This is a genomic window from Lacunimicrobium album, from assembly GCF_052161635.1.
Lineage (GTDB): Bacteria > Planctomycetota > Planctomycetia > Planctomycetales > Planctomycetaceae > SXPC01.
On sequence record NZ_CP197413.1, the window covers coordinates 374,870 to 401,829 of the forward strand.

A 26,960-nucleotide genomic window follows, 5' to 3' on the forward strand; every position below is an offset into this window, starting at 1 on the left:
TAGACTCGCGTGGCCGGCCGCCGGTCGAGCATAAAGCAATCGCCACCATCATCCAGTTGAGCCGTTCCCCGGCTCATTGTGACGTCAATGCTCGGCACCGCTCAGGCTTTGCAAGCGATCCAAACTCAGCAGGCAAAGGTGAGACCGCGTGTAGTCGATGATCCCCTCGTGCTTGAGTTCTGCCAACACTTCAGAGACCGCTGGCCGAGTTGCCACGACGAGTTCAGAGAATTCCTCCTGAGTCAGCCGTACGTCGACAAGATGACCGTGTCCGCAACGGCCGCCCGAAAAGCAGACCAGGTCGTAGAGCGCTGTGGCAATACGAGTTCGCAACGGAGAGATCAACTGCCACTGCATGCGCCGGTCGTAAGCCTGTAACTGCGACGAGAAGGTTTGCAGCATTAAGGATTGGAATGAAGGCGATTCCACTGCCACTTTCTCTAATTCCTGTCGAGCGACCTGGATCACGCACAACATCCCGCTTGCGATTGCCTGTTCATTCTGTAGGAAGAAGCCCGGCCTGAAGGGAAAATCGCCAAACATCGCTCCTCGTCCGAGAAGCAATCGCGTCAGCGATCTTCCGCTAGAGTCCACATAGACCAGTCGGACGTAACCCCGCTTGATGATCCATGTTGTTCCGGCCGTTCGACGGAGATAGATCAGAGTCTTGGACTTGATGTCACGCGTGACTGCCGACTGGAGTTTGCCGCAGGCAGTCACGAATGGCGTGGAAAGCTCGGAGAGGATCTGCATGCTGTGGCCCCGGGTTCGTTTCTCTTTTGGAAGTTTGTTTGTAGTGACGTGCGCACCTTCGGTTGACTGTCTTGAACCGAGAGAATGTCCGCCTGGGTAATCTGATGAAGTGAAGGATATTCGATGAAAAGCGAATTCTTTGTCATCTACATGACAGAACGGCCTCAGGACAGATATTAATGTTTTGCCTACCACTTGAATGTCCGGTTAGGCCACGTTCGCTGGTGCTCACCAACATTCTCATTTCCAAGAGCGAGGGATTCAATGAACATTCGAATGCTGATGGGATTGTCTTGTGCGGCGATCATCTTTGCGATGGGTGTATGGTTATCGACGACTCCTGCGGCGTTGGCGCAAGACAAGACAGGAGCGAAGACCTGGGTCGAATTCACGGCCGATGGGAAGGCAAAGCAGCCGGTAGGATACCGGAAGTGGGTATTCCTTGGCTCGCCTGTCACTCCGAATGACATGAATGACGGTGAAGCTCCTTTCCCGGAATTCCATAACACGTACATGGACCCGGAAAGCTTTGCTCATGTCGAGAAAACGGGCGAGTACCGTGACGGAACCGTACTCGTCAAGGAACTTGTGGCTGTCGGCTCAAAGGAGGAGTCCAGCGGAAAAGGCTACTTCCAAGGCGATTTCAGTGGTCTCGAAATCTCTGTGAAAGACAGCAAACGGTTTCCGAACGAGCCGGGCAATTGGGCCTATTTCTCCTTCGGACACAAGTACCCGCTGAAAGCGGAAACAGCCATGAACGGAGCCACTTCCTGTAACAGCTGTCACGAAAAGAATGCCACGAAATTTGTCTTCTCCGATCTCTATCCCGTGCTCAATGACTCGCTGAAGAAGGCGAAGAAGTAACGATCTCACAACGCAGAATGGCGTAAAGTGCTCCTTCTCGATGCTGTTCTAATCATTCAGCATTGATCAGCGGGCCATCAGAACCGTTCCACTCGCCAACACCTAAATATCACGACCCAATGTGGAGTAACCCTGCATGACCTACCCGCTACCGTCTCAGTCCCTGTTTCGACTCGCCGTTTGTGCTTTATCATACTTCGCGAACCTTACTGCCTCTTCGCAAGCCGATGATGGGCGATACCTCTACATCCAGGCGAACGACATTCGTGAAGGTCAAAATGCCGTGCTGGGCTACGTCCGGCACGACAACGGAACACTATCGCCACTGCCAGGAAATCCGTACTACACGGCTGGAACTGGCGTGAACAACGACACTCATGGGAAGCTAGGCCCTCATGACAACGATACACCACTCGTTGTCAGTCAGAATGGTAAATATCTTTTCTCAGTGAACACGCACAGCAACACGATTGCCGCGTTCGCGATTCACGATGACGGTTCATTGAAACATGTCAAAGGATCGCCATTTTCGTCACACGGGGTTGCTCCAAACAGCTTGTCTGTCAGTGGTAATGCCTTGTTGGTCTCCAACCGCAATGAAGACTATCACCAGATCGAAGAACTGCGCGGTAAGGCGAAGGCCAGCTACGTGTCGTTCGTGATTGAGGAAGATGGATCGCTGCAGAAGGTATCGAAGATTGATGTTGAAGGGGCACAGAAGCCGACTCAGATCCATATCTCGCAGACGGATCCCGCCATTGCGTTCGGATGCGACTTTCAGGTCGATGTCGACTTCGATAGCGATAAAAACCGTTCGTTTCTCGCAGGACCCAAGCCGAGCGTACAGGGGCAGTTGCATGTGTTTCAGGTTGGTCATGGGAGTCTTCTGACAGAGAAGGGACGCCTGCAACTCCCGGAAACCAACGTTGGATACAAATACAAAGGGATGGATGGCGTCCCTTCAATGCCTCTCGGACTCTGGACACACCCGAAACAACCGTTGCTCTATGTGGGCTTCGTCACCAGGAACGAAGTCGGTGTTTACAGCTTCAACACGGAGGGTGAGATGCACTTCAAAGAGTCTGTCTCCAACAGCGGTCAAGACATCTGCTGGGTGCTACCTAACAAAGAAGGAACGCGGCTGTATACCATCAACAATCTGCCTCGGCCAGAGTTGGGGCAAAAGGCCGCGACGGTTTCAACGTACGACATCTCCGGGGAGCACGCGGAGAAGCCGGTGGAGATCGGAGTACTGGAGCTTCCAATGCCAGGTGAGTCATTCAAGAACAACCGCAACTTTGAGCAGCCCGGCAGCACGGCATTTCAGTGCAACTTGAACCCCGAAGAGACGATCCTGTACGTCATGTGTCAGCGCATCAACCAGACTGACGAGAACAAGAGTGAGGAAGGAAACATCCTGCACAGCTTGAAGATCGATCAGAATGGAGTTCCTTCAATAAGTCATTCGCGACATCTGGGACCTGACGGAATCGATTTCCGATCCCGTCCGCAGGGCATTGTGACCATCAACAAATAGAGTCTCTCAATCTCGAGAGATGTCTCAAGCACACCAGGAGTTTTCTATGAGCGAATCGAATGACATTGTAAAGCCTGTGCCTTCCACTCGTCTTGGTGGAATTCGCGTTATTCTCCCCGTCTTGCTGATCGTGGTCGCGGGAATTTGGAGCATCACGGAACTATGTGCTCAGGATGCCAAACCCAAAGTGTTCTCAAAGTACGTCGATGCATCGGGGGCGATCTCATTACCTGACAATTTCGAGAAGACTTTTGTGCATATAGGGACGGTGGCGGTTGCTCCCAAACCGGATCAGCCAGTCAACGAATTGCACGGCACATACACCCGATCCGAGGATCTGGCCGCCTTTCTGAGAGATGGAAAGTTTCCCGATGGCGCGGTGTTAGTGAAAGACGTTCGGTCGACCAGCAACTCCAAGCTCACGACAGGAGAAGCAGCCTACGGTGCAGATGTCAAAGTCTGGTTTGTGATGATCAAGGATTCGAAAGGACGATTCCCAGAGAACGAACTCTGGGGCGACGGCTGGGGATGGGGCTTGTTTGAAGGAGATGATCGGACCAAGCAGGTTGCCGTCGATTACAGATCGGAGTGCCGATCTTGTCACGTCCCAGTCAAGAAGCAGGATTGGATCTACACTCAGTGTTATCCAGCATTAAACGCCAAATGAAACTAAGCAGTCAGGCTGCCATCGCAAGACTCATGATGCAGGGATATTATTCAAGGAAATTTCCATGCCTATTTCAACGAGCCCAGGTGAGACACATTTAACGACGAGCCACCCGACGCGGGTACCTCTAACTCGAGAGGAACGTCTCGTATCCTCGCTGCAACGAGCCGGGACTCACCTGACCCGCTACGGGTTGGTCATCGTTTTCCTCTGGATTGGCGGCATGAAGTTTACGAACTACGAAGCCGAAGGGATTCGTCCGTTTGTCGAGAATAGCCCGCTCATGAGTTGGCTTTATCAAATCTTCAGCGTTAGCCAGTTCTCGGCACTGTTAGGTGTAGCCGAAATCATCGTTGGCCTGCTCATCGCCACTCGGCACTTCTGTCCAAAGCTGTCTGCTATGGGAAGTCTGGTCGGGGCTAGCATGTTCGTCGGCACACTGACCTTCATCGTGACCACACCAGGATGGGAGCCATCACTGGGTTTTCCGGCTTTGTCGGTTCCTGGACAGTTTCTTCTGAAAGATTCTGTTTTGCTCGGAGCATCAGTGTGGACAGCGGCGGAAGCATGGCAGGCGGCGATCTGCCGAGTAAAATCAATGTGAACTCCGACATTGTCGAAAGCCTTACTGAACCTCAATGGTCCCTAAGGTCGTTTGAGCGAAAAGCGGCGTAAGCAGTTATGATCCTTCGGGATGTGACACATCCCGAAGGATCATATTTTTTCCACTCTGGCCAGCCGCCAGTTTTCGCAAAACCGGCGAAGGCAGAAAGAGGTGGTTGGGCTTCGCCCGAGAGAATGGCAATGACTCAGCCTGAATCGAACAAAGTCTTGGTTGCCGTATCGTCGGAGCTCCCAAAGGACCACGCGTTCACAATTTCTTGGACAATTCGTCGAGACGTTCAGAGAGTCGATGGACTTGCAATGACAACTCCATCACAGCCGCGTCCTGAAAATCATGCCGAGCCCATACGTAACCGAAGCCACGAAAACGGAACAGACCAATGCACCCTATAACCATAAGGATTGCTCCAGAGGTCAAAAGACTGATGCCGGTTACCGTCAACCAAGCAATCTCATGGCGGCTGCTCGCGGCAATCGCAATGATGATGTAACCCAAAATCATCAGGATGGTGGCTGTCATGCACACGTATCGCGAACGGCGGCCACTCTGCTTCATCCGTGTCACCTTTTGCCCGAGACACTTGCGCAGCTCGGCCATTTTTTCTTCGCTCGGTTGCTCGTCGCAGGCAACGAGGTTGTCGACCAAGTCTTGGATCGCGTCATTTGTCGTCATCTTCTTGTTCCTTAATAACAGACAGGATCTCCTGCCTTGCGTAGTAAAGTCGCGATTTCACAGTTCCTTCCGGACAATCAATCACCGCTGCAATCTCCGAGATCGTCATTTCCTCGATGAAACGCAACGTCAGCACCTCGCGGTGCTCGGGTGAAATTCGCGATAGTGCGAAGTGAATTAGTTCGGCAGACTCGATGGATGCACTGGCATGAGTGATGGCAGCAGGTGCGTCGCGCCGAAGTTGCTGCTCCGTAAGGAGGAGACGTGTTTCAGCCCGAATCGCGTCGATGATCTTTCCATGTGCGATCCGATAGATCCACGCTCGAAAGGCAACCGGCGATCGCAGAGAAATTCGTGTCTTCCATGCCGTCAGCCAAACTTCTTGAATCGCATCAAGTGCACGTTCCGGGTTTCGCTCGAATCGCCGCAGGTAGTACAAAAGTCGTTTTTCGTAAGATCGAACCAGTTTGAGAAAGGCATCAGAGTTTCCTCGCTGGAACTGTTGGACGAGAAACCGCTCGCGGAGCAGATTGGCAGGTTTCACGGCTATCCTCATCTCTTAATTTCGATGCCGATGACTTGACTCAAAGTGGAATCGGCGTGCATACCAATCGTAAGTGACGGCTCATCATTAAGTCGTTTGCCGCGTGGAAATGGTTCAAGAAAATGCCGTAGTTGCGTTAAAATTATTCCGGGGAATGGCAGCGTGCGGCTTATGAGTGACTCCGTTGACCAACGAATGCGGAAAGTATTCTCCACAAGCAGTAGCGGCGACGTCTCTCGTCAGTTCTGAATTTGCTTTTTGAATTTCAGCTTCATGCTCAAATAACCTTATTTGAGACAGTTAAAATGAATTATCTTTCTCGACTCTCAAATGCTGTGGTTGGCGGAAGCGTGGTCACAAAACTTCAACATCCCACTGACGACTATCCCCCAACGTCTTCGGGGTTTATCGTTTGTCGAGACTCGTGCGGACGATCAGTCATCTCCTGACGCGGCCTAGTCGGAAAATGACGTCCGCCGTGTCTGTGCAGATCTGATAGAGGATGATTCGAACTCGATACGCCTACCGAAAATGCCGCGACTTCATCCGCACGTTCCGAATGACATGCGATAAATCCTTGAGCTGCTTCACAATCACATGAATCACACCATGAGCAGCCTGAAGTTCCCCATGCACCAACCAAGCTCCCGCACTACGAGCGATCAGGCGAAATCGCTCCCAGGTCTGCTGATGAACGATCAGGTTCGCCGTCCCAGTCTCATCTTCGATCGTCACGAAGGTGATTCCCTTTGCTGTTCCTGGTCGCTGTCGTAATAGGACGATTCCAGCCGCTGTTACAGTCTTGCCGTGATTGTCCTGGATGAGATCTCCATTGGCTGTGACACCCAATGCACTAAGATAGACTCGATGAAAGCTCATCGGATGGGCCTTCAGCGACAGTGATGTCGTTCGGTAGTCCGCGAACACCTCTTCCTCTGGCGACATCGCTGGCAGGACAGGAGAGGATAAGTCCGCATAATGATGCGGCTGAAACAACCCCCTCACTTCGGGCTCATCGTCCTGCCCCAGCACTTCCCATAACGACGGACGCCTGGAATGCGAGAGACTGCCAAAGGCATCCGCATCCGCCAGCTTCATCAGGTGAGCACGTGATAGCCGTGTCCGTGACAAAAAGTCATCGAATGAATCAAAGCACTTTTGTTGTCGGAACTCCGTAATCGTGTGAGCAATCTCTTGCTGCATTCCTGCGATCATCCGGTAACCCAGCCTGACGGCGCCATTCTCGATCGTGCAATCCCATTCGCTGTGATTGACGTCGACGGGCAACACATCGACGCCGTGATTCTGAGCGTCTTTGATCAACTGCGCCGGTGCATAAAACCCCATCGGCTGGCTGTTGATAATTCCTGCAGCAAAGATCGCAGGGTAATAACACTTTAACCAACTCGAAACATACACCAGCAACGCAAAACTCGCCGCGTGACTTTCGGGAAACCCATAGGATGCAAAGCCTGCGATCTGCGTAAAGACCTGCTCGGCGAACTTCCCTTCGATGCCGTTGGCCGCCATCCCCTCCAACAGTTTGAGTCGAAACTTCTCCATCACGCCGGTTTTTCGCCAGGCCCCCATCGCACGACGAAGCTGGTCCGCTTCGCCTGGCGTGAAGCCCGCCGCGACCATGGCGATCTGCATGCACTGCTCCTGGAACAGTGGCACGCCGAGCGTCTTTTTGAGCACCGCTTCGACAGCAGGTGTGGGATAGGTCACTTCCTCGACACCCGTGCGACGACGTAAATACGGATGCACCATATCCCCTTGAATGGGACCTGGGCGGACAATCGAGACTTCAATCACCAGATCGTAGTACTTTCGTGGTCGGAGCCGAGGCAGCATACTCATCTGGGCGCGTGATTCGATCTGAAAGACCCCGATTGTGTCCGCCCGACAAATCATGTCGTAAACGATGGGATCGTCTTCCGGAACGCTCGCCAGTGTCAGCGTCTGTCCATGATGTTTCTCGACCATGTCGAAGCATTTGCGAATGGCTGTCAGCATGCCGAGCGCGAGGCAATCGACTTTGAGAATCCCCAAGTCGTCGAGATCGTCCTTATTCCATTGCACGACGGTTCGTCCTGGCATCGACGCATTCTCGATCGGCACCAGCCGATGCAGAGGACCACGCGACATCACCATGCCGCCCGTGTGTTGCGAGAGGTGACGCGGGAAATCGATGAGCTCACTCGTCAAATAGAGGAACCGCTTGCCAATATCGGACTCGGCGTTCAACCCGGCTTCACGACAGCGATCCGCAAAATCTGTCTCCGCCCGATAGTGGTCGGCGTTCTTGGCCAATCGGTCGACCAGATCCAACGATAAGCCCAATGCCTTGCCGACATCGCGAATGGCGGACTTGGGACGGTAGGTCGTCGTGACCGCCGTCATCCCGGCTCGCTCTCGACCATACTTGTCATACAGGTACTGCAGCACCTCTTCACGCCGCTCGTGTTCAAAATCGATGTCGATATCGGGGGCTTCATCCCGCTCGCGACTGATGAAGCGTTCGAAGAGAACGTCAATGCGGCTGGGATCAACCGACGTCACCCCCAGGCAGTAGCAGACCGTTGAGTTGGCTGCCGACCCCCGTCCCTGGCAAAGGATATTCTTCGAGCGTGCAAAACGGACCAGATCCCAGACTGTCAGAAAGTAGGGCTCATAATGCAGGTCTTCCACAAGATTGAGTTCATGCTCAATCGTGCTGCGAATCTTATCGGGAATGCCATCCGGAAATCGCCCCTTCGCCCCTCCCCAGGTGAGCTCCCGCAAATACGATGACGGTGTATAGCCACTGGGAACCAGTTCTTCGGGATATTCATAACGCAGTTCATTTAGCGAGAACGTGCACTGGCTGGCAATGTCCTGCGTGCGTTCGATGAGGTCGAGATGACCAGCATATAACTTGGCCAGGTCATTGAGCGGACGAAGATATCGTTCACGGTTCGGTGGAAGCAGCTCGATGGCTTGCTCGACAGTCGTGTGATGACGGATGGCGGTGACGACGTCGTAGAGCATCCGTCGTGAGGGGGTATGAAAGAGGACATTGCCGCTCGCCACTAAAGGAATCCGGGACTTGCGTGATAACGCCCTCAGCCAGTCGAGACGCTGTCGATCGCGTGCCCCTCGAAACAACTGAGCCATGAGATAGACGTCGTTGCCAAACAGCTCACGGTAGCCATGCAACGCCTTGACGTCGATCTCTTCACGATCGATCGGCGGCAGGATGCCTGCCATTAGGCCAGCGGTATGACACGCCACATCTTCCATCGTCAGTCGTGACGAACCCTTGGCGGCTGCAGTGCGTCCTTTGGTGATCAAGTGACACAGCTCGCCATAGCCATCGCGGTTCTTCGCCCACAGTACGATCTGGGGAGCATCTTCGGGGGAGATCTCCGCGCCAATGATCAGGGAACTACTCAGTTCTTTGGCCTTCGTGTGGGCTCGGACCACGCCAGAGACAGAGTGCCGATCCGTGATCGCGATTCCGTTGTAGCCCAAGTCATGGGCCTGCTCGACCAGTTCTTCCGGATGAGACGCCGCTTGCAGAAAGGAAAAGTTGGACAGGCAATGCAGTTCGGTGTATTGCATCAGGCCCACTCCCCCTGCAAGAACCAGCTTCGATCGGCGAGCCGTTGAAAAATCCACCAGCGTCGGCCTTGAGACGTCTCGACGCGGTAGTAATCCCGACGCTGCATCGGCCCACGCCACCAGGCCGACTCAATGCGTTCCGGTCCCCCGGCATGGATCACATCGTGACACTGGTCATTGAGGAACAGCCGTCGCGGGACTCCGACATCATTCAGCCCCATGACTTCCAAGGCTTCCGCACGTTGGAACAGACGCAGGGGACGTTGCAGCAGATGTCTTTTGACGCGTATCTCAATGTCTTTGGCTTCCATCGCTGGAATGAGTTGCACCGACGACTCAGGCAGGGGATCGGGAGTGATCCGAAAGCGATTGACTGCATTCTTACCCAGTCGTGCGGACAACTTCGCGATCAACGGCTGTAACGCTCCCGCTGATCGTGATCGTTCCTCCGCAATAAGACTCGACTGTCGTTGGAAAAGTCGCTGAGTCTGCGTTGCTTCGAGATGGATCGCCATCACTGCGGACGTCAGTTGCAGTTGCTCCCATTTCAGCAGGCACAGATCCCACAGCAGCTTTTTATCGAGTGTCGGAAAACCGAGATCGATCTCCAGCGGAATGAGGCGTCGATCTTCGCAGCTTAATTCGATCCTCAGACGCACCAATCCCAATTGTCGGTTCGACAGGGCGGCTAACACATCCTCCAGCAACGAGCGAATGATATGTTCAATGGAGGGCTGATGTGACAGCGCCTGTTCACATCGAAACTCCCGCTCAAACCGCTCGGGAGATCGATAGGGGACCAGCAGTTCCTGAACATCCCCCAGGAACTGCGACAAACGCACGCAGACACGTTCCCCGAGTCGACGTTTGAGACTGGACCGTTCCAGTTTGAGCAGCTGATGAAGTGTTTTGATACCAAGCCGACGAAGGAGCGAGACGTCCGAAGTCTCCAGTCGCAATGCTTCAACGGGTAAACGAGACAGCCGCAGTTCATCTCGACCTTTGCAGAGAACGTAGTCTCGCGCCTCACGATCAAAATGGGCCAGCCCCCACGCTGCTCCCAGACTATGAGCCAACGCCATGCAAGTCTGGTATCCCATCCCTTCGAAATGCTGCTGGATGGCTTCCAACTGTTCGTCTTCACTGGTCCATAAGGCGGATGTCCCGGACAGATCCAGAATCAAGGTTTCTGGATGCTCGGCCTCTTCCAGTGAAACAACCGGTGTGAAGGCTTGGGCCGAGACAGCCACTTCTTCCAAGGCATGTCGATTGCGATCTGGTTCAACGGGAAAGACCGCCAGTCGATGTCGAGACAAGACCAGGGAATGCGCCTCCGCCAATGGCAGACCAGTTTTCACTCCGAAACGCCCCGCGCGCACATTGGCATCGAACACAAAGTCACCCCGTCCAGGTCGATAGGACGAGATCACGACCGGTCGGTTGAGCAAAGCTCTTTCATGCGAAGCGAGTCGCTGAATCTGCCAATGCGGAAACCAGACGCAGAGAATACGGTTTCTTGTGCCGAACAGGCGGGACATGGAATTGACCTTGAGATGTGACTTCGAGGATGAGGGAGTCGCCAACATGACCACGTGTGGAGCGTTGCACGTCCACCCGCAACCTCATGGCGTCATCATCCCCACGCGGCAGGCTTTCCACCCCCAATCGCACATCCCCCCAGCACCGATGCGGCTGGCGTCGTTGGTCAAACACAAAACAGCCGATCGTCCCTTGATCCTCCGCCGCGATCTGGAAGCGTCGGAACGTCGTCGCGTCCCCTTCTGGCTGCAGACAAAACACGACGCCGACCGCAGGACAGCGTAATCCCTGATCGCAGGCCCACAGGACATCCCGTTTGCTCCTGGGCGTGACGTACAGCACGCGATCAAGATCCAGCCCCATGCTCACCAGCGTCGGAGCGTAGAGGGACTGCGTGGGATCGATCAGCAGCAGGGTCTGAGCGTCTGCCAAAGCCTGTTGCATGACCAGTAATGAAATCAAGGCGGCTTCGCACAGGCTTTTTGAGCCGACCCATTCCATGACGCAGCCTGGCCGAAGACCACCGTGAGGCAAAAGACGATCGAGCTCCGCACATCCCGTGGAAAATGCCTCATGGGTGATGCGAGGCTTTTGTTTGCCTAGCTGTTGTCGTAGATTTTCTAATGTCGACATCTCACGTCTCCATGCACGCCCGTATATGACCAGTTTATCGGCAAAACCTGCACGGGCGTCAACTCATTTTATGGTAATTGGTGCAACATGTGTGGCCGCTACACCTTACGAGCAACCGCCGAACAGCTGCAGGAGATCTTTAACTTCATTCGCGACGCCGATTGGACACCTCGCTACAACATCGCCCCCTCGCAAATGAATCCCGTCATCCGGCTGATCGACGGGAAACGCCACGCCAAACCACTCCGCTGGGGGCTCGTTCCCCCCTGGGCGAAGGACGTCAAAGTCGGCTTTAAAATGATCAATGCCCGCAGCGAAGAGATCGCCAAAAGCTACAAAGCTCCGTTGAAGAAAAGACGTTGCCTGGTGCTCACTGATGGTTGGTACGAATGGCGTGATAAGCAGCCTTACCACTTTCGCTTCCCCGACAACGAGCCGTTCGTCTTTGCGGGCGTCTGGGAACGATGGACGAATCCCGAAGATCAATCCATAGTGGAGAGCTACAGCATCTTCACGACATCATCCGTCGGCGCAGCGTCGGGCTACCATGATCGCATGCCGGTGATCATTCCACAGAATGCCTATGATCCCTCGGTTCCGAAGGCCGCGTACCCAAAAAACTGCAACGGCAGGAATGAAAAGAACTTAGCTTATTTTATCACTTTCGCAATCTGTTGCAAACTGTCGCATTTCGTTGCAAATCGTCGCATTTTGTCGCGGTAGTAGGCCCATTATCCGGTAGTAAAACGGTAGACGTAAGTCGTTAAAAATCGGCTCTGAATCTTGCTCGATTCCGACTGTAGCGACCGTCAAAAACAGCTTCAAAAAACTATCAAAAACAGCCACCAAACTGCGCGGTTTTCGAGTCCAAGGCGCGGTACAAACAAACTGCAACACCGCTCCAGATTACACATTTACGACGATACCCGAATGTCACTGATTTTCCACCCACTATTGGCTCTGATCGCCTCTGTCACTGACCGCGAACTCGCCCGGTATGTCGAGTTCCTGAAGGAAGAGAACAAGATCCTGCGGAGTCGTGTTCCCGGTCAGATCCACACGAAGCCTCACGAACGCGAGCGACTGCTGAAGCTCGGCAAGCCTCTGGGACGAGCCATTGAAGAGTTGTTGACGATCGTCAGTCCGTCGACGTTTTACCGTTGGCTACGGGATGCTGGTCAGACGAAGAAACGGAATTCGTCAGCCAGCAGCGGACGACGCAAACCTAAAGAGATTCGTGAGTTGGTCATTCAGATCGCGAAGTCGACGTCGTTTGGGTACACCCGCATCCTGGGCGAGCTTCGAAAGCTCGGCATTAAGAAGATCAGCCGTCAGACCGTTCGTAACATCTTGAAAGAAGAAGGAATTCAGCCGGGGCCCAATCGAACAACAGACTCTTGGCAGAACTTCATTGATCGACACGCCAAAACACTATGGGCAGTCGACTTCTTTAGTGTAAAGACTGTGACCAGGAAAGGACTTCAGGAACTGTATGTGATGGTCTGGTTGTGTATGACGACACGTGAGTTGATGGTGTCGCCCTGCACTGCCCACCCGAACTCAGCATGGGTAGCTGAGCAAACTGACGCATTCTTGGAGCAGACAACATCGCGGGATGAGAAGCCAGCGATTGTCATGCATGATCGAGACACGAAGTTCACACAGGAGTTTATCACCAAGCTCAAGCAGAAAGGTGTGCAGCATAATGCGTTACCGAAGGCCTCACCAAACCTGAATGGACGATGCGAGCGTGTCATCTTTACGCTCAAGCATGAGTGCCTGAAGAAGTTCATCATCTTCGGCAAACGACATCTGGATCACCTGATGACTGAGTTCACTGCGTATTACAACACTCATCGTTCCCACACGGAACGGGATCACCTGCCACCGTTGGCTGTAATGCCTGAAGAAGTCCTGACAGTTGATTGTGACGAGATCGTCGTCAGATCATACGTTGGCGGGCTTGTGAGATCGTTTGAGCGGAAGGCGGCATAGCTTTGGTGCTCAATCGCGAGTCAACGACAGGAATCACTGTAATTGAATCGCGCGGACGAGTGAACCACGCAAATGCCTGTTCATCCACTGTGGCATTGACATCAGACGTCAAGTTGAACTACGACGCCCGCAAGCGGGAAGTGAATCCACTTGCCACTGACTGTCTCGCCACCGTCTCGGAGAATTTCTTCGTAGGCGGCAAGTTGACCAGCATATGCTGCAGCTTTCCCGGTACAGGCATTGCGACGGATTGGTGCGCTCTTGTGGTCGATGACCACGACTTCACCGGTCGGCAGTTTCAGCAATAAGTCGATTGTTCCGGTCCACTGGCCTCCTTGAGATCGAGGACCGCTGACGGGCTTTTCCGTATGCCATGTTGCCTGCGGATAGTTGGCATCAACCCATGCAACGAACCGTTGTCCGGCAGAAACAATGACCGAAGCAGGAACCAAACCGGTGATCCCAAATGCTGAGAGACAGCGTTCGACCACTTTGGTTTTCAGTTCGTCATTTGCAACACGAAGAGACGGAAGGGAAGCCATGTAGCTGTGAACAGCATTTCCGATCCGTGCGTACGTTGCTTCATCTGCTTTGGTTGGAAAGAACTGATCGCCGGGAAGTGATGTCGAAATGAGTACAATCCCGTCAACCGCCGCAGCCATACTGGGTGAATGATATCGTGCGGGACTTACATTGGCATTCGTCGCGGCCGGTGCGGCAAACCATGTCTGTTCAGTGGATTGTTGAAAGCGGTGTTGGTCGACGTCATCGTGACTGAGATGTCGAATTACAAGCGTCGTGTCGATGCCACTGACCGGATGTTCGCCGGGATCTAGTCCAGGGTCCAGCAAGTTGTCCGCATTGGTCAGCGTATTAAGCCATTGGCAACTTCCATTTCGATGGGCGAGAACGAGTTTGCTTTTCGCGCGAGTAAAGCCTACGTAGAGCAATCGCAGGTTTTCTTCGCGCTCGCGAACCGTCTGTTCCTGACCTTCGGGTGACGCCAGAGCATCGAGTTCAAGCCCGCTGCCGCTCTTGATTTTTGGAAATGGTCCGTCAGACATTCCAAAGGGCCAGATCCAGTGCCGGATTTCTCTATTCAATAACGGATCTTCTTCGAACGACGGGCTGCGTACGACCGGCTTCCACATATTGGAATCACGGTCGGAATTCAGTCCGCTCAAGACGACGACCGGCCATTCAAGACCTTTCGCTGCATGATACGTCAGCAACGTTACGGCATCGTGCCCTTGCGAAGTAAACCGCAGGTCATTTTCGTCTGCGTCAAGTTGTTCAAAGTAGAGAATCAGCCCAGAAAGCGTTGCGCTGCCGCTTCCCAAAATGGCGACTTCCTCGTAGTCTCGCGCATGGCGAGTCGCCGAGTCCAGATTTGAACATCGACGGATTGAGTCTCCCCAGGCATGCACTCGTTTCGGCAAACTCAGTGCTTCGATGACTTGCTGAAGGACGAGTGAGGGAGCGAGACTGCGGAAGTCGATCGCTTCAAGGGGAAGCAGAAGTTCGTGCTCTTGCCACGGCATTCGAAATATCGGCTTACCGGTTTCCGGATCGATCTGTGAGTCGGAAAGCGATTGCAAACGATCGGAAAGCCATTTTGGAGTCGTTTCGTTCGGATCAGTGGAAAGATGGAGAACCGTTGCCGCTGCAAGCGAATCATTCCGATTGGCAACCAATCGAAGACCGGCAAGGAGAAGTTCGCCTTCCCGCGTTGAGAATAGTCCCGGACTCTCAATAAGGTACGGAATCCCGAGTTCATCTAACCCAGTTGCCAGCGCTTTCAACTGGGCGTTGCCACGCTCCAAAACTGCGATGTCTCCGAAGCGGATGCCCTCGTTGTGCAACTGAGCGAGGCCACACCCAAGGGACAATGCGTCATTCTGACTATTCGTTGAACCGAAGAGCCATCGTTCAATTCCTCTTGTCGCGGCAGGTTTCTGCGGTTGTTGGCGAGGATCTTCGTCAAAGTGCGGTGCAAATAATTCACCGACAAGCTCTACCAGACCTTTCTGGCTTCGATGATTGTTCGGCAGTGTGGTCCGAAACTTTTCGGGCACTCGATCCCAAACTTCCGAAACCAAACGCGGATCAGTATCCCTGAATCCGTAAATGGCCTGACGTGCGTCGCCGACCCAACGGTTTCTGGGGGCAATCGTTCGCAAACATTGAAATATCGCCAGTTGAAGCGGGTTGGTGTCCTGAAACTCATCAACGAGGACAAGGTCATAATCCATCGACAATCTTGATTTCAGCGACTCGTCCTCAAGTAGTGTCAGCAAAAGCGTTTCCAGATCGGTAAAGTCAACCAAACCCCGTTCTGCTTTGTACGCGTCGTACTCCACCTCAAGAGCAAGCGTCTCTTCCGCAAGTAGCTGAGCGAACTCTTTCAGATTCTCGTGTAGCTGGGGATTTCTCCGCACGTCTCCTGCGTGCAATCGCAGCGGGTCCAACAAGCCGTGTGCTCCAGACTTTTTGCCTGCTTTGATTGCCATCGCGTCAATATACGATGCCCACAACGCCCCGTGTGACGACGTGATACGACGGAGAGTCCGCTTGGCTTTTGTCGTGTCATTGGTGGTGTCGTTAACCAATGCCTCGATTTGCGCCAAGGCAACTTCGGCAAGAGCATGCAGGTGAGTCACGGGTAACGCTTCTGCCGCCGGTCCATTTGGGGCAAGCAGCTCGCAGACGCGGTCGGCACCTGCCGCCAACTGACTACCGAATACTTCATTCTCGATTCGGTTGCCACGTTTTGCCGAAAGAAGAGACAGAATCTGACCTGGCAGATTCGTCACGCCCAATCGGTCTGCATGCTGAGACAAGGCGTCCCATCGCGCCGCCGGAATTGTTACAAGCAGATCACTCAGTCCGCTCTCCGTTCCCTGCTCAAATACTTCCAGCCGAGGCGACAATCCGAGTTCAACAGCATATCGACGCAGTAAACGGTGAGCGACACTGTGAACGGTTCCGATCGCGGCTAACTCCAAGCGATCTGCATGTGCATGGCCGCTGTCTTCGAGTAGCTTTGCCTGTACCCGCCCCTTCAACTCGGCAGCCGCCCGTTTGGTGAAAGTGGTCGCGAGAATTCGGGCTGGGTCAAGACCACTGGCGACTGCCTTCGCGACGGTGTCGCAAAGATCCGTGGTTTTGCCAGAGCCGGCACCTGCGCGGACGACTTCGAGTACGTTTGTCATGTGAGTTGCCTGAGCCCGCAAAGATGTTGGTAGTCGCAGTATTTGCAAACAGTTTGGACTTCGTTCGGCTTGAGGTTCGTTTCGAGGACGATGGTCGCGCCCGCGGGCCAATCGTCTGAACCCTGGAGCGGTCGAGCCGGAATCTGACCGTCGGTCGTCAGCCACTCTTCAGTGTCTGTTATTGCGGCTTGGAATTGTTCCCACACTGCGCGAATTCCTGGTCCGTCGACGACCGTGCGGCTGCCATCACCGTTGATCGGCCCGCCTGATGGCGTTAAGAGAAGGCCATCGGCCAGTATCAGGTAGGCGACTGCAGGAAAACGACCTGTTTCGATCGACCTGTTGTACGCATAGGTAGCGAGCTGGACGGATTTACCATCCGCAATCATTCGCTCGTACTTCTTGCCACCATATTTGAAGTCGATGATGCCTTCGTTGCCGTCTACATGCTCAATCAGACAATCGATTGATCCTACGAGAGGCTTGCCAAAAGCTTCGCCCTGAACTTCAACTTCGATGCCTTTGACGCGATATCCGCCGCTTGCAAGCGTACCAATCAGGACTCGTGTGGCATGAGCCAATTCTCTTCGGAGTGACTGTCGCTCGCGGTACTTGTCAGACTGAGCCAGCGGTGCGGCATCCAATTCAAGTCGCTCATCGAACAGTCGTTCAACTTGTGCCACAGCTTCTTCGACCGGTGGCAACTCTCCGCCATCGTTGAAGGCGTACTCCAGGATCTTATGACAGAAGCTGCCTTTTAGTCGGTAATCATCCGGGAGTTGGGCGATCGAACTTGGACGGAGATTGGCCCTGTGTCGCAACACCCACTTAAGAGGGCAAGCCAGGCGGTCTTCCAACTCGGTTGCCGAAACGGTGTCACGATCACTCAACAACGCAGGATCGACAGACCAGACCGGACGAAGGGGTTGAGGCGGTTTAACTTCGGCCGACTCAGTCGCAAACGTAAAGGGTTCGAGCGATGAAACAAGGTCACGCACAATGAGGTTCTCCAGCACTGGTGTGTGCTCCAATGCTCCGGAGACTAGTATCGTCCTTATGGCCAGCCAAACCGGATGCCATCGCTTTTCCATGTCTTGAGGCAGCAAAATGGCAAGCAACGAGTTTTCGACATGACAAAGTCCGCGAGCCTCGGCGATACGGAGTGACGTCAGTGACTTGGTTCCGTCGTCGACTTCGATACCCAGAATTCGAAGCGATTCCAGTTGATCAGTAGACCAACGACAAGCGGAAGCGTCGCCTGTGCCCAACCCGAGCCAAATCACTCGGTAACACGAATCGACAATCTCGGAGAGCGAACGAACGCGAATCGGGCCACCGGCGGCCTCGATCGCTCCTATAGCTTCCACACCTGTCGATAACGCTTCTTCGATCAGTCGCGACAACTGAGGCTCACTCAATTCGCTCCCCTGACTTTGCGCCAGTTCGCCGAGTAGAGCTGCCTGACCAGCGGCAACGCGAAGAGCGTGTAGCAACAGCAACTGCGGCTCTTCTTCGGCCTCCATGACGATTGCGAGACCAGTGGCCCACTGTGACACGGAGGCACATCGATTGCGAACCAGCTTGGTCGAAATGGCACTGTTCTGATTCACGCGATTGCAGAACAGCCATTCTTCGAGCCGTTCCCGGAGCTTTCCGTCCAGATCGTTCTCGGCCGAACAAATCGCTTCAAAACTTGCCTGCCATTCACTGCTGCCGAGCCCAGGCTCAACAGTCAACGCATTGGCTAACGCGGTTGCGGCTCGACGTGGGATTGGTCCCACCGGCAAAGTCAGAAAGTCGAGCAGGCATTGCGGATCGACCGGCTGCCAGCAGAGAAGAAGACTCAGCGGCAAGACCTGCAAGACCGGATGCGCAGGAGAACATGCCGATGCACCCATCGTCGGCAATCCGTACCGCATTAGACATGCGTCGAGCTGCATCGCCAATTGATCGTCTTCGCAGAGAATGACCGTCCGTTCCAATTGATCGCGCTTGTGAGCGAGGGTTGCGGCTACGAATTCGACCGCCGCTGTCTGACTGAGCGTGTGGACGTACCGAAGACTGGGATCCGGCTCAACTTTTGATGCCTGCTCCCCACGCACGACACTCTGTGCATATCGTAGAGCAGTACCGTCGGCGGCAGCCGATGGTACTTCGGTGAACGCCTCCAGATTCATTTTGGAGAGCACCGCTTGCCATCGTTTCGGCCAGCGGTCGGCACCGTCAGCCAAGATACAAACGTGATCAGGAAGCTGCTGCCCGTCTTCCAGAGCATCGACAATCCTGCTAATCCGCTCTGACGCACTGGGAAAGACAAACCTGCGTCCGTTCGCGGCACGTGCCATTTCCCGCACGACATCGGGAAGACCCTCTAATTCGGCTTGGTCCCATCCGCTGAGCAGCAATTCATCGCGGCGGGAAAGCAACTCGCAAGCCGTAGCCCATCGATCGTTGGCCATGCTTTTCGAGATGACCGAGTCCGTTATGGAATCCAGTGCGGACGCGTATTCAGTGACGCAGCTTGCACGATGATTCTCTACGGAAGGAAGTCCCAACTGCGTTTCCAGCCATCGCAACAACGTCTCCGGACCGCCACGCAATTCATTGAGTGTCGAGACTCCGAGCTTCGGCCGTAAGGGGCCGGGCGTGAGCCGAATGAGCAGGCGAGTTGGCTGAATCATCATTTGGCCCTCGGTGTAAGCACTTCCTGAACGTTCGTCGCGACTTCGTAATCGACGCCCAGTGCATCGAAGTGGGCGCGGCCGCAGTCGATTTTGCGGTTCTCGATGTCGCGGCGTTTGTCACGATCGTGGGTGTCTCTGGTTTCGCGGACGAGGTACAACTTGGTGTCTCGCTCCAGCACGACGGCCCAGTCGGGGTTGTAGTTGCCTAGGGGCGTCGCGATCTTGAACCAACCGGAGAGTTTGGAGAAGAATTTAACGGCCTCGCTGGAATCGAGCTTCTCCGCGATGCCCTTTTCAACCCCGGAATCAAACGGGATGAAGTCATATGGCGTGCGATCGTAGTTTATCTGCAGTTCGTTCGACCGGCTCATATACTCTTCGACCTCCTTCTCCTCGAAGAGTCGCATCTCGTAGACCTGGCCTTCCAGCTTCTCATAATTGATCCGGTCAATAACCAGTTCGTTCAGAGTCCGGTCAATGAGCTTCAAGGATTCGGTCATGAATGCCTGCGGATTGATTTTGAATTCAACGAGCCTGACTAATTCTTTCAGGATTTCCACCAGAGTGCCCCGAGTCAGTTCAATTTCCCATTGGAGAAACGCAAGAATGTCCGTCAGATTGAAAAGCCTTTGCATAGGGAATCACCTTCGCGAGCAATGAAGTTTTATCTGAAGCAAACTGGCAGCATTTTACTGGTTGAAGCGTGCACATCTGACTCAGAAAGTATTCGTGATTGCACTATGCAGTTGTCGAAAACCGATGGAACTGCTTGTCCGGCACGTACTTTACATTAGTGCATATTTTGGAAAGCGCGAGATCAAATGGAAACAATACACTTGCCCGTTGGTTTCAAGGAGTGAATGCGTCGACAAGTCGGTGAGACTCGCTTTGATACGGTCCCGTTGCAGGAGCATTCGCATCTTCAACGTCAACGCTCCAAAACAATTCTCCATCGGGGCCACCAAAGATCTGTTGGAGGTCATTTGGTGTTGGTGTCATACTCAGAGACTGCAGGAGGGGTGAACGCCAGCGCTCGACGTTAGCGGAATCGAAAACTCGAACTCTAAACCGTTGCGTTCCTGCGATGCTGCATCCCGTGTGCATGCTCCAAGCAAACGTCGGTAACAAACCGCCTGAATATGTAAAACCGTCAGCAGGCGACTGCAGAGTTGGCGAGAGCTCCTGCTCTGTGCAGATCATGCCAAGCTGCTGCCGCTCTGTGCTCGAAAGTGTATTGGACAAAGCTGCGATAAATGTCGACATCTCAGAAGGATGTGTCGAAATCGCCAATTGCAGTAAAGCTGCGGGCGGCAACGCCAACATTTCTCGTTCCGTCCCCCCGGCGTCATAACAGTCCCACAGAACGCGCTGTACGGCGACTTCATTGCCTTCGCCAAAGCCGCCTCCGCCGATAGCGGACTCCAAGTCATACTCCAAGTGCACACCATTTGGCTTAGTGTCGGTATAACGTGTGTCACCCAGATTCGGGATGCCTAGAATCGACAGATTCTTGTCGCGGTGCATCATGATTGAGAAGAAAGTCGGCCAAGCTTCGCCCCAGGCCAGCCTTACTCCGTGGCTCTTTCCACCGGAATTGCACAGATTCTCGGCTAGTAAGTGTGGACCGCCCGGAGAATTGGCCATGCCGAACACTGCTTGCAAGTGATGCCCGTACTCGTGATGTATGTTATCCCAATCGTGCGCGTCAGTGCCTCCTAGCCGAATGACGTCGTTGAGGTAATCGGATGCATCACCTGGGCGGGGGTATTGCACGGTGAGCCGCCGTGGCTGCGGCTGTCCTAAGCCCACCACGTAACGTCCAATCGCGTCCGTGGCCGCAAATACTTCGAAAGCGGCATTCGAGGGGAGGTTGATTTCATCGTTACTGGCCGTCAGATCAATAGTGAGGGTGGTGTTGGCGGGAACGTCGGCGTGAGCCGGTAGTGAGTCAATTGCCCAAGTACGATCGAGATCAAATTCGCGGACCCTGACCCGATCATTCTCGGCGCGGGCAAGCACATACAGGTCCGGAAGGTCTGGGGGAACGATTGGAACGATGAACTCGTAGTGACCATTTGCGTCGGTTTGTGCATGCGCGACAAGCGTATCGTTTATTAGGTTTTCGTCCCACAATTCGACACGCACGTGCGGTACGGGATGCGTGGTGCCAGCTACGTCGGTGAAGCGAATAACGCCGCGAACTGTCACCTGTGGTGCGGCATCATTTGTAGCATCGCGAACTGCCGAGGCTCCCCGAGCCTCAAGCACCGACAGGTCCAGCACATGATCCAGTCGCGTATGCTTGGCGGCTCCGGCACGACGGAGACGATCAATCGTCTTGTCGACCGTGTCCGCCGCCTCCTGAAACTGAGATCGCTTGAGGAGCGATTCGATCCGAACATCCAACAATGAGTTGCCCCGACTGAGGCCGCGCTCGTCGACCTGCCAAAGCGCATAACTTGATTCATAAAGGGTAACCGGTCCCACCATCGCTGGTTCTCCATGAGCTGGGAGTGCGTTTGAGAGCGTGGCGAGCAGTCCACAGGGTTCGCCTGAGGCCGTAGACACTGGGAGCTTGAAAGTTCGCGTCTGACCGGCAGCTAGCGCAGGAATCGGAACCGAGAATGCTGCCCGAGCTGGCAACCGCAGCATGGTGTCCTGGCGAGGGCGGGCGCGAATAAAGCCTGGTAGTCGCTCCGTGTTGACTCCTCCAAGCAACACGACTTCTAGGGTTGCTTCAGGTAGATCGACTCTCGCCGCGACTTCGATTCGCCACTCGGATGCAACATCGACTCCGCCGACCTCAATCCGGATCTCGGCTGGAGCGTGGTCGTCAGAAACATCCACGTGCAACTCTCTTACAGCTTGTGGAATTGGTTCCAATCCTGGTTCCTTGGCAACGGACTTTGATCGTCGTCGGAATTCGGGGGCTTTAATTGCAAGAGGCGGCTGCTCTCCTCCCGGAAACGACCTCACCGTCACGATCGCGTCGACGGGAATCCATGTTGTCACTGAATCGCCCTCCAATTGGATGCCGATCCAACGTTCGCTGCCTGAATCCACCCAGCGCCCAGAGAAACTTCCATCATGAGTTTGTACACTAATTGGCGTTTGGGCCTCTAACGGCGGCTGCGCAAGTAGTCTGCTTGAAGTGCTGCCGAAGAAACTGCCGAATGATACCCAACAAATCAGTGCCAGCTTAACACGCAAATGACGAAACATACGGCTCTCCGCATTTCGAGTGAGATTGACTCCGGGTTCAGCGGCAAACGAATTCACCGCGGCGCGAAATTTGTGGTGTGGTTGTATTCCATGATTTGCGATGTGCGGACCGCGACGGCGTCCCCTGCAAGTTCCCGCAGCAGGTAGAATGCCAGATCGATGCCGGAAGAAACTCCAGCGGATGACGCAATATTGGCCTCGGGACGTGCGTCGACATAGCGTGCACCGGGGATGATTTGAGCGTTAGGTTCGATCTGCTTCAGCGCGGCTAGCGCCTGGTGATGGGTGGTAACGCGATGTCGTGCCAGAAGTTGCGATTGACCGAGGATCAACGCGCCAAAGCAAACCGAAGCGACGACACGGCAGCGCGGAGATTGGGTCTGCAACCAGCGGACTGTTGCTGGATAACGTTTGGGAAACTGCCCGATCACTGAGGGGGGAGCACCGGGCACCAACAGAATGTCGTCGCCTCCCAACTGCAACGAACCGATTTGGTGGTCTGCCGTGATCCCCAGTCCTCCCAGGCAGCGAATCAATCCACTGTTCTCACTGACGGTTGTCAGCAAGAACAGTGGCGACCCGTTGACGACATTAGCCATGCTGAACACATCGTATGGTCCGACGACATCTAGCGACTCGACGTCGTCATACAACAGGCAGACGAGACGGAGCATGGTGAGATCCCTGGTGGTTTGGACCCGAAAGATGCCGATCGGAGGCTATTTCAGCCACGCACGGATTGTCACGGTCAAAGATCGGCGGCCAGTAATGCCACCACGTTCGCCGGTGACTGAGACCACCTTGATGTGGACCAGCCGATCCGCCCCACCGCCAAGCTTTTCTTGCGCATCATTGACGGCGTTCTGATAGGCCTCGTCATAGGACTCGCGGTTCGAGGTGCCAACGAAAAGCTTGCCGCTGTCGGGAGTGTCGGTCGCCTCCGATTCAGTGGCTGCTGCGGCTTCACGCTCGAGCCTTACACCATCAAACGGAATGTCCTCGTGGGCCACAATCGTTTTCGTGCTGTCTGTTACCACGAGTGTAACTGTCGAGATCGACATTCGTAATCGGCCCGACTGATTCCCAAACAGTTCCATCACCCGTTGCGGGCCTGCAGGCTCGTGGACTGCCGCCGGCTGTCCACCGCCGTGGAGCCCGCCAAACACCGCAAACGTGCCCGCAAAGCTAGCGTTCTCTGGCGTCGCGTCGGCAGGGGTGGCGTCTGGCTGATTTACGAAGACGTACACGTAGAACGAGTCGGCTGGATGTGCCGGAAGTCCCGTAACATACAGACTGAGTGGTCCCGATCCCGAACCATCCGCTGCGGCCTCGAAGTTTTCCTTACTGATCTGGAACGTCTTCCCTACTCCATTGGTCATGCCTTCGAGTTCTCCGTCGCCAAGAGCCAACTGGAACTCCTGATCCGGTTCGCGTGTAGGCATTCGGTCGTAGCGATCATAAGCGTACCCCAAAGACGAGATCGTCTTGACATCGTTCACCGTTTTGCCGGCAAATCCTCGCAGCGGTAGTCGAAGCTCAGTCGGCGTAGGATCAGCACCGCCAGCGATTTGCCAACTCGCCCACTGACGATCAACGTTAGAGTGGTGCGCCCAGAACACAGGATCATACGCAGCGTATGTTGTGGCTGCCATTTGGCCACCAACCCAGCCGTGCAGAGAATTGTGCGGCGGGCTCTCGATAGCCGCGTTTACTGAGCTGTAGCTTCTCGATCGATATGCAGTATTGACCTCCCGTGCTCGTTGCCCGAGTTGACTAGGCGGATCGGTTGATCGCGTCGTCGTTTGTGAAGGACCACTGGAAGGACAGCGGAAGCGAAAAGCCAACAGTGGATTTGCCTGTGTCGTTCCATCACCCGCGATATACGTCCGATCGAGGAATGCATGTGGGATCCCGGAGGTCTGCGACTGCTCCGACGTCCAGTCCCAATAGTGAAGTGGCTCGCCAAGCGCGGCTTCCAGCCTCAGCAGATACTCTCGATGCCACGGCAAGAAGATGTTGTGCTCGCGCGGATCGTGGCAGAAATAGTCGGGGCACCCATGGTAACCGGCGATAGAGGAGTACTCACCGCTGGCTTGCAGTGAGCGCCAAGCGTCGCGATAAGCCGTCAGTTCGGCGTCAGAAAGTTTTGTAATGTCGCGCCGTACTCGCACGCTTGTTTCTTCAGCTTTTTCACGATCTTCACGCGAGCGGCGTTGACTTTGGCGGGATTCTTCGGCCAGTTCTGACAGGATTATTGTCGAAAACATCGGCGGATCGTGGATTGAGCAGATGTAACGTATCTCCTTCGGCAGACCCGGCTTTCCCCCAGCCTTAGTGAAAATCTCCTTCGTCATTTCAACCGGAGCGCTAGAATCGCCTGGATCGATATTGTCGGTGTCAAAAAGCATTTCGCTATTTGAAGTCTCTGCGGTGGCTGTGTGAGTTCGGTTTCCTTCATTCTTCCAAGTAATCTTGTCCCCAATCGCTACCTTGACGGGGAGTTGCTGCGTCACCCCCGACGCCTCTTCGATGTACCTTGCATTCGCCCCTTGACCGACGATTCTAATCGTCACATCACGTGCGACGACACAGGTCGGCGCCACAGCGACAAGCAGTCCAATGAATGTGATCCAAAGACGAAGTTGAAGCATCATTGCGAATCTCCTTTCGGTTGCAGGTTCAGGCCTTCCAACACCAGACGCACGGGGTCTTCAATGGCCGTTTCAGTGATACGTTTGAACTTGAGCCGATTGTTGCGGTCCACGACAAAAAGACCGTGCAGCGGTTCGCCTTCAGCGTCCAGGCAACCGTAGCGGCGAAAGCTGACCAACTCCGGATCGACCAACACCGGAAACGGAAACTGCATTAGCGTCTTGATGTCTGCGGAGTCTTCCGGTAGGTACGGGCTAATCGTGACAACTTGCAGCCCAGCCCGCTGCAACACAGTATGTTGGTCTCGCAGCGTTTGGAGCTGTGCGGCGCAGTGCAGGCAATTCATTCCGCGATGGAACACGACCAACTGAGTCTGTCCCGCCCGGTCAGCACTCCGCAAAGTTGTCCCTTGCTGATCACGCGCCTCCCAAGCTGGAGCAGTTTCGCCTGTAGCCGACGTACTCTGCTCTTCGCTCGCCGACGAGATGGCGGGTTCAATCTGAATCGCTTGCATCATTCCCCAGTCTTCGTGCGTGAGGTTGTGGCAATGTAGTACGGTCTTGCCAGTGTGCTCATTGAACCTCATACGAATCGTCACCGGCCGATTGCGCTCGACGACAATGGTGTCTCTCCAAACCCAAGGTTGTCCCTCGATGCTCGGTTTTATGGCAAACGGATTGACGTGGATATGGAATGGATGCGTTCCACTCGCACTCGTGAGCACCCACTCCTCCGCTGTGCCAACGACAGGTCGATGCCGGATGTCGTTCTCGTTGAACGGCACCCCATCAATCAGAAAGGTGTGCGGCAGTGTTTGCGAGAAGGTCAGTTGACGAGTGCGGACAATCTCTCCGTCCGTAGGAACGTCCGTGTCGGTGAATGCCGCCACTTGATGGAGGGCATTGTCCGATGGGAACTTCATCGGAAGTGGTTCGCCCTCCACCAAAATTCGGAGCACGTCGCTGCGTGCTAACGGCCGTTCACTCAGGGCCTCACGACTTTCACGCAATCGCGTGTAAACGAGCCGGACACCCGGCTTAAGTGGAGCCTGAACGAGGACGTCCGTGCGATAACCCGGGTAAAGTCGGAGCGAGTTCATCTCCACTTTTCGTCCGGTAGCCAGTCCATCAACTGCAATCTCCCAAAAGCTGACACCTTCGGCGTCAAGTCTCATCGCCTCGGATGTGCCCGCGTGAATTATTCGCCAACGTTGAATTTCGCCCGGGCGCATTACGATGGTCGGTGTCACAATACCGTTGATTGCCTGAATGATGTCTCCATCACCTTCGTACAAACCATCGACGTCAATGACCGCCGGCTCTCCCTTCAATTCCTTATACGTGAATTGTTGAAAGACCATGATTTGCTCCTGAGCGGCTCGGATCTCGGGAATATCGTCCAGCCCCCCCTCAACGATTAGCGCTCCGCTCATTCCGCTAGCCAACTGCAACGCGGTTGAACCGTGCTTGTGTGGGTGATACCAAAACGTTCCTGCGGGATGCTTGGCCGAGAGCTGGAACTCGTACGAATACCGATCACCGGGGGCAATCTGGCGATAAACATCGTCGGCAGGACTCTCGGGCGAAATGTGCCAGCCGTGTGTGTGCAGATTCGTAGTATTGAAAGCATGCGGACCACTGGCATCATGTCCAGTATTCGGTTCTTCAGCTAAGTCGTTTTGGAGATTCACCTTCAAGATCTGACCCGGCCGGATGCGGATCGTTGGTCCGACTAGCCCACAATCGTACGAGCGGTGCC

General features: G+C 54.5%; 19 protein-coding genes. 6 read left to right on the forward strand and 13 right to left on the reverse strand.

All coding sequences use genetic code 11. The annotated features are described in order from the left end of the window. Positions 1-84: 84 nt before the first annotated feature. Entirely contained in the window at positions 85-753 is a 669-nt protein-coding gene (locus SH248x_RS01495; RefSeq protein WP_459556744.1) for a Crp/Fnr family transcriptional regulator, read from the reverse strand. 264 nt (positions 754-1,017) lie between these two features. Here SH248x_RS01495 and SH248x_RS01500 point away from each other — a divergent pair, with 264 nt between their 5' ends. From SH248x_RS01500 to SH248x_RS01515, 4 genes are all read left to right on the forward strand, one after another. Then, the gene (locus SH248x_RS01500; RefSeq protein WP_459556745.1) at positions 1,018-1,617 is read left to right on the forward strand and encodes a cytochrome P460 family protein; all 600 of its coding nucleotides are present in this window, start codon (positions 1,018-1,020) and stop codon (positions 1,615-1,617) included. A gap of 136 nt (positions 1,618-1,753) precedes the next feature. Next, a complete protein-coding gene (locus SH248x_RS01505) occupies positions 1,754-3,154 on the forward strand; it encodes a lactonase family protein (protein WP_459556746.1) in 1,401 nt (466 codons plus the stop codon). Positions 3,155-3,200: 46 nt separating this feature from the next. After that, positions 3,201-3,821, forward strand: coding sequence for a cytochrome P460 family protein (locus SH248x_RS01510; protein WP_459556747.1), 621 nt, complete (start codon positions 3,201-3,203; stop codon positions 3,819-3,821). 64 nt (positions 3,822-3,885) lie between these two features. Then, entirely contained in the window at positions 3,886-4,425 is a 540-nt protein-coding gene (locus SH248x_RS01515; protein ID WP_459556748.1) for a YkgB family protein, read from the forward strand. 267 nt (positions 4,426-4,692) lie between these two features. Here the strand turns inward: SH248x_RS01515 and SH248x_RS01520 are convergent, their stop codons facing one another. The 5 genes from SH248x_RS01520 to SH248x_RS01540 all read right to left on the reverse strand — a co-directional run bounded on the left by SH248x_RS01520 (position 4,693) and on the right by SH248x_RS01540 (position 11,437). Next, positions 4,693-5,118, reverse strand: a complete 426-nt coding sequence (locus SH248x_RS01520) for a hypothetical protein (RefSeq protein WP_459556749.1) — start codon at positions 5,116-5,118, stop codon at positions 4,693-4,695. After that, positions 5,105-5,662, reverse strand: a complete 558-nt coding sequence (locus SH248x_RS01525; RefSeq protein ID WP_459556750.1) for an RNA polymerase sigma factor — start codon at positions 5,660-5,662, stop codon at positions 5,105-5,107. Before SH248x_RS01525 ends, SH248x_RS01520 begins: the two co-directional genes overlap by 14 nt. Before the next feature lie 522 nt (positions 5,663-6,184). Continuing rightward, positions 6,185-9,265, reverse strand: coding sequence for an error-prone DNA polymerase (locus SH248x_RS01530; protein ID WP_459556751.1), 3,081 nt, complete (start codon positions 9,263-9,265; stop codon positions 6,185-6,187). Then, the gene (locus tag SH248x_RS01535) at positions 9,265-10,803 is read right to left on the reverse strand and encodes a Y-family DNA polymerase (protein ID WP_459556752.1); all 1,539 of its coding nucleotides are present in this window, start codon (positions 10,801-10,803) and stop codon (positions 9,265-9,267) included. Before SH248x_RS01535 ends, SH248x_RS01530 begins: the two co-directional genes overlap by 1 nt. Further along, the gene (locus tag SH248x_RS01540; RefSeq protein ID WP_459556753.1) at positions 10,721-11,437 is read right to left on the reverse strand and encodes an ImuA family protein; all 717 of its coding nucleotides are present in this window, start codon (positions 11,435-11,437) and stop codon (positions 10,721-10,723) included. Before SH248x_RS01540 ends, SH248x_RS01535 begins: the two co-directional genes overlap by 83 nt. An 87-nt stretch (positions 11,438-11,524) precedes the next feature. Here SH248x_RS01540 and SH248x_RS01545 point away from each other — a divergent pair, with 87 nt between their 5' ends. Both SH248x_RS01545 and SH248x_RS01550 read left to right on the forward strand, forming a co-directional pair. Then, on the forward strand, positions 11,525-12,160 hold the full coding sequence (locus tag SH248x_RS01545) for an SOS response-associated peptidase (protein ID WP_459556754.1): 636 nt from the start codon (positions 11,525-11,527) through the stop codon (positions 12,158-12,160). Positions 12,161-12,367: 207 nt separating this feature from the next. Beyond that, a complete protein-coding gene (locus SH248x_RS01550; RefSeq protein ID WP_459556755.1) occupies positions 12,368-13,432 on the forward strand; it encodes an integrase core domain-containing protein in 1,065 nt (354 codons plus the stop codon). A gap of 101 nt (positions 13,433-13,533) precedes the next feature. On the opposite strand, the gene SH248x_RS01555 is transcribed toward SH248x_RS01550, so the two are convergent. From SH248x_RS01555 to SH248x_RS01585, 7 genes are all read right to left on the reverse strand, one after another. Further along, complete coding sequence (locus SH248x_RS01555; protein WP_459556756.1) at positions 13,534-16,644, reverse strand: UvrD-helicase domain-containing protein; 3,111 nt, start codon at positions 16,642-16,644, stop codon at positions 13,534-13,536. Next, positions 16,641-19,328 carry a PD-(D/E)XK nuclease family protein gene (locus tag SH248x_RS01560; protein WP_459556757.1) on the reverse strand — a complete coding sequence of 896 codons (2,688 nt, stop codon included), beginning with the start codon at positions 19,326-19,328 and terminating at the stop codon, positions 16,641-16,643. Before SH248x_RS01560 ends, SH248x_RS01555 begins: the two co-directional genes overlap by 4 nt. After that, on the reverse strand, positions 19,325-19,963 hold the full coding sequence (locus SH248x_RS01565; protein WP_459556758.1) for a restriction endonuclease: 639 nt from the start codon (positions 19,961-19,963) through the stop codon (positions 19,325-19,327). The genes SH248x_RS01560 and SH248x_RS01565 overlap by 4 nt, the downstream gene beginning before the upstream one ends. A gap of 214 nt (positions 19,964-20,177) precedes the next feature. Continuing rightward, the gene (locus tag SH248x_RS01570; protein WP_459556759.1) at positions 20,178-22,550 is read right to left on the reverse strand and encodes a hypothetical protein; all 2,373 of its coding nucleotides are present in this window, start codon (positions 22,548-22,550) and stop codon (positions 20,178-20,180) included. A 53-nt stretch (positions 22,551-22,603) separates the two neighbouring features. Next, positions 22,604-23,224 (reverse strand): DJ-1/PfpI family protein, encoded by a 621-nt coding sequence (locus SH248x_RS01575; RefSeq protein ID WP_459556760.1) that lies wholly within the window; start codon positions 23,222-23,224, stop codon positions 22,604-22,606. Positions 23,225-23,269: 45 nt separating this feature from the next. Beyond that, a complete protein-coding gene (locus SH248x_RS01580) occupies positions 23,270-25,204 on the reverse strand; it encodes a tyrosinase family protein (RefSeq protein ID WP_459556761.1) in 1,935 nt (644 codons plus the stop codon). Next, the gene (locus SH248x_RS01585) at positions 25,201-26,892 is read right to left on the reverse strand and encodes a redoxin domain-containing protein (protein WP_459558564.1); all 1,692 of its coding nucleotides are present in this window, start codon (positions 26,890-26,892) and stop codon (positions 25,201-25,203) included. Before SH248x_RS01585 ends, SH248x_RS01580 begins: the two co-directional genes overlap by 4 nt. Between the last annotated feature and the right edge of the window lie 68 nt (positions 26,893-26,960).

What these genes read in the sequence shown, in the direction of transcription:
- SH248x_RS01495 (WP_459556744.1), bottom strand. Translation starts at nt 753, where the DNA reads ATGCAGATCCTCTCCGAGCTTTCCACGCCATTCGTGACTGCCTGCGGC.
- SH248x_RS01500 (WP_459556745.1), top strand. Translation starts at nt 1,018, where the DNA reads ATGAACATTCGAATGCTGATGGGATTGTCTTGTGCGGCGATCATCTTT.
- SH248x_RS01505 (WP_459556746.1), top strand. Translation starts at nt 1,754, where the DNA reads ATGACCTACCCGCTACCGTCTCAGTCCCTGTTTCGACTCGCCGTTTGT.
- SH248x_RS01510 (WP_459556747.1), top strand. Translation starts at nt 3,201, where the DNA reads ATGAGCGAATCGAATGACATTGTAAAGCCTGTGCCTTCCACTCGTCTT.
- SH248x_RS01515 (WP_459556748.1), top strand. Translation starts at nt 3,886, where the DNA reads ATGCCTATTTCAACGAGCCCAGGTGAGACACATTTAACGACGAGCCAC.
- SH248x_RS01520 (WP_459556749.1), bottom strand. Translation starts at nt 5,118, where the DNA reads ATGACGACAAATGACGCGATCCAAGACTTGGTCGACAACCTCGTTGCC.
- SH248x_RS01530 (WP_459556751.1), bottom strand. Translation starts at nt 9,265, where the DNA reads ATGCAATACACCGAACTGCATTGCCTGTCCAACTTTTCCTTTCTGCAA.
- SH248x_RS01535 (WP_459556752.1), bottom strand. Translation starts at nt 10,803, where the DNA reads ATGTCCCGCCTGTTCGGCACAAGAAACCGTATTCTCTGCGTCTGGTTT.
- SH248x_RS01540 (WP_459556753.1), bottom strand. Translation starts at nt 11,437, where the DNA reads ATGTCGACATTAGAAAATCTACGACAACAGCTAGGCAAACAAAAGCCT.
- SH248x_RS01545 (WP_459556754.1), top strand. Translation starts at nt 11,525, where the DNA reads ATGTGTGGCCGCTACACCTTACGAGCAACCGCCGAACAGCTGCAGGAG.
- SH248x_RS01550 (WP_459556755.1), top strand. Translation starts at nt 12,368, where the DNA reads ATGTCACTGATTTTCCACCCACTATTGGCTCTGATCGCCTCTGTCACT.
- SH248x_RS01555 (WP_459556756.1), bottom strand. Translation starts at nt 16,644, where the DNA reads ATGACAAACGTACTCGAAGTCGTCCGCGCAGGTGCCGGCTCTGGCAAA.
- SH248x_RS01560 (WP_459556757.1), bottom strand. Translation starts at nt 19,328, where the DNA reads ATGATGATTCAGCCAACTCGCCTGCTCATTCGGCTCACGCCCGGCCCC.
- SH248x_RS01565 (WP_459556758.1), bottom strand. Translation starts at nt 19,963, where the DNA reads ATGCAAAGGCTTTTCAATCTGACGGACATTCTTGCGTTTCTCCAATGG.
- SH248x_RS01570 (WP_459556759.1), bottom strand. Translation starts at nt 22,550, where the DNA reads ATGTTTCGTCATTTGCGTGTTAAGCTGGCACTGATTTGTTGGGTATCA.
- SH248x_RS01575 (WP_459556760.1), bottom strand. Translation starts at nt 23,224, where the DNA reads ATGCTCCGTCTCGTCTGCCTGTTGTATGACGACGTCGAGTCGCTAGAT.
- SH248x_RS01580 (WP_459556761.1), bottom strand. Translation starts at nt 25,204, where the DNA reads ATGATGCTTCAACTTCGTCTTTGGATCACATTCATTGGACTGCTTGTC.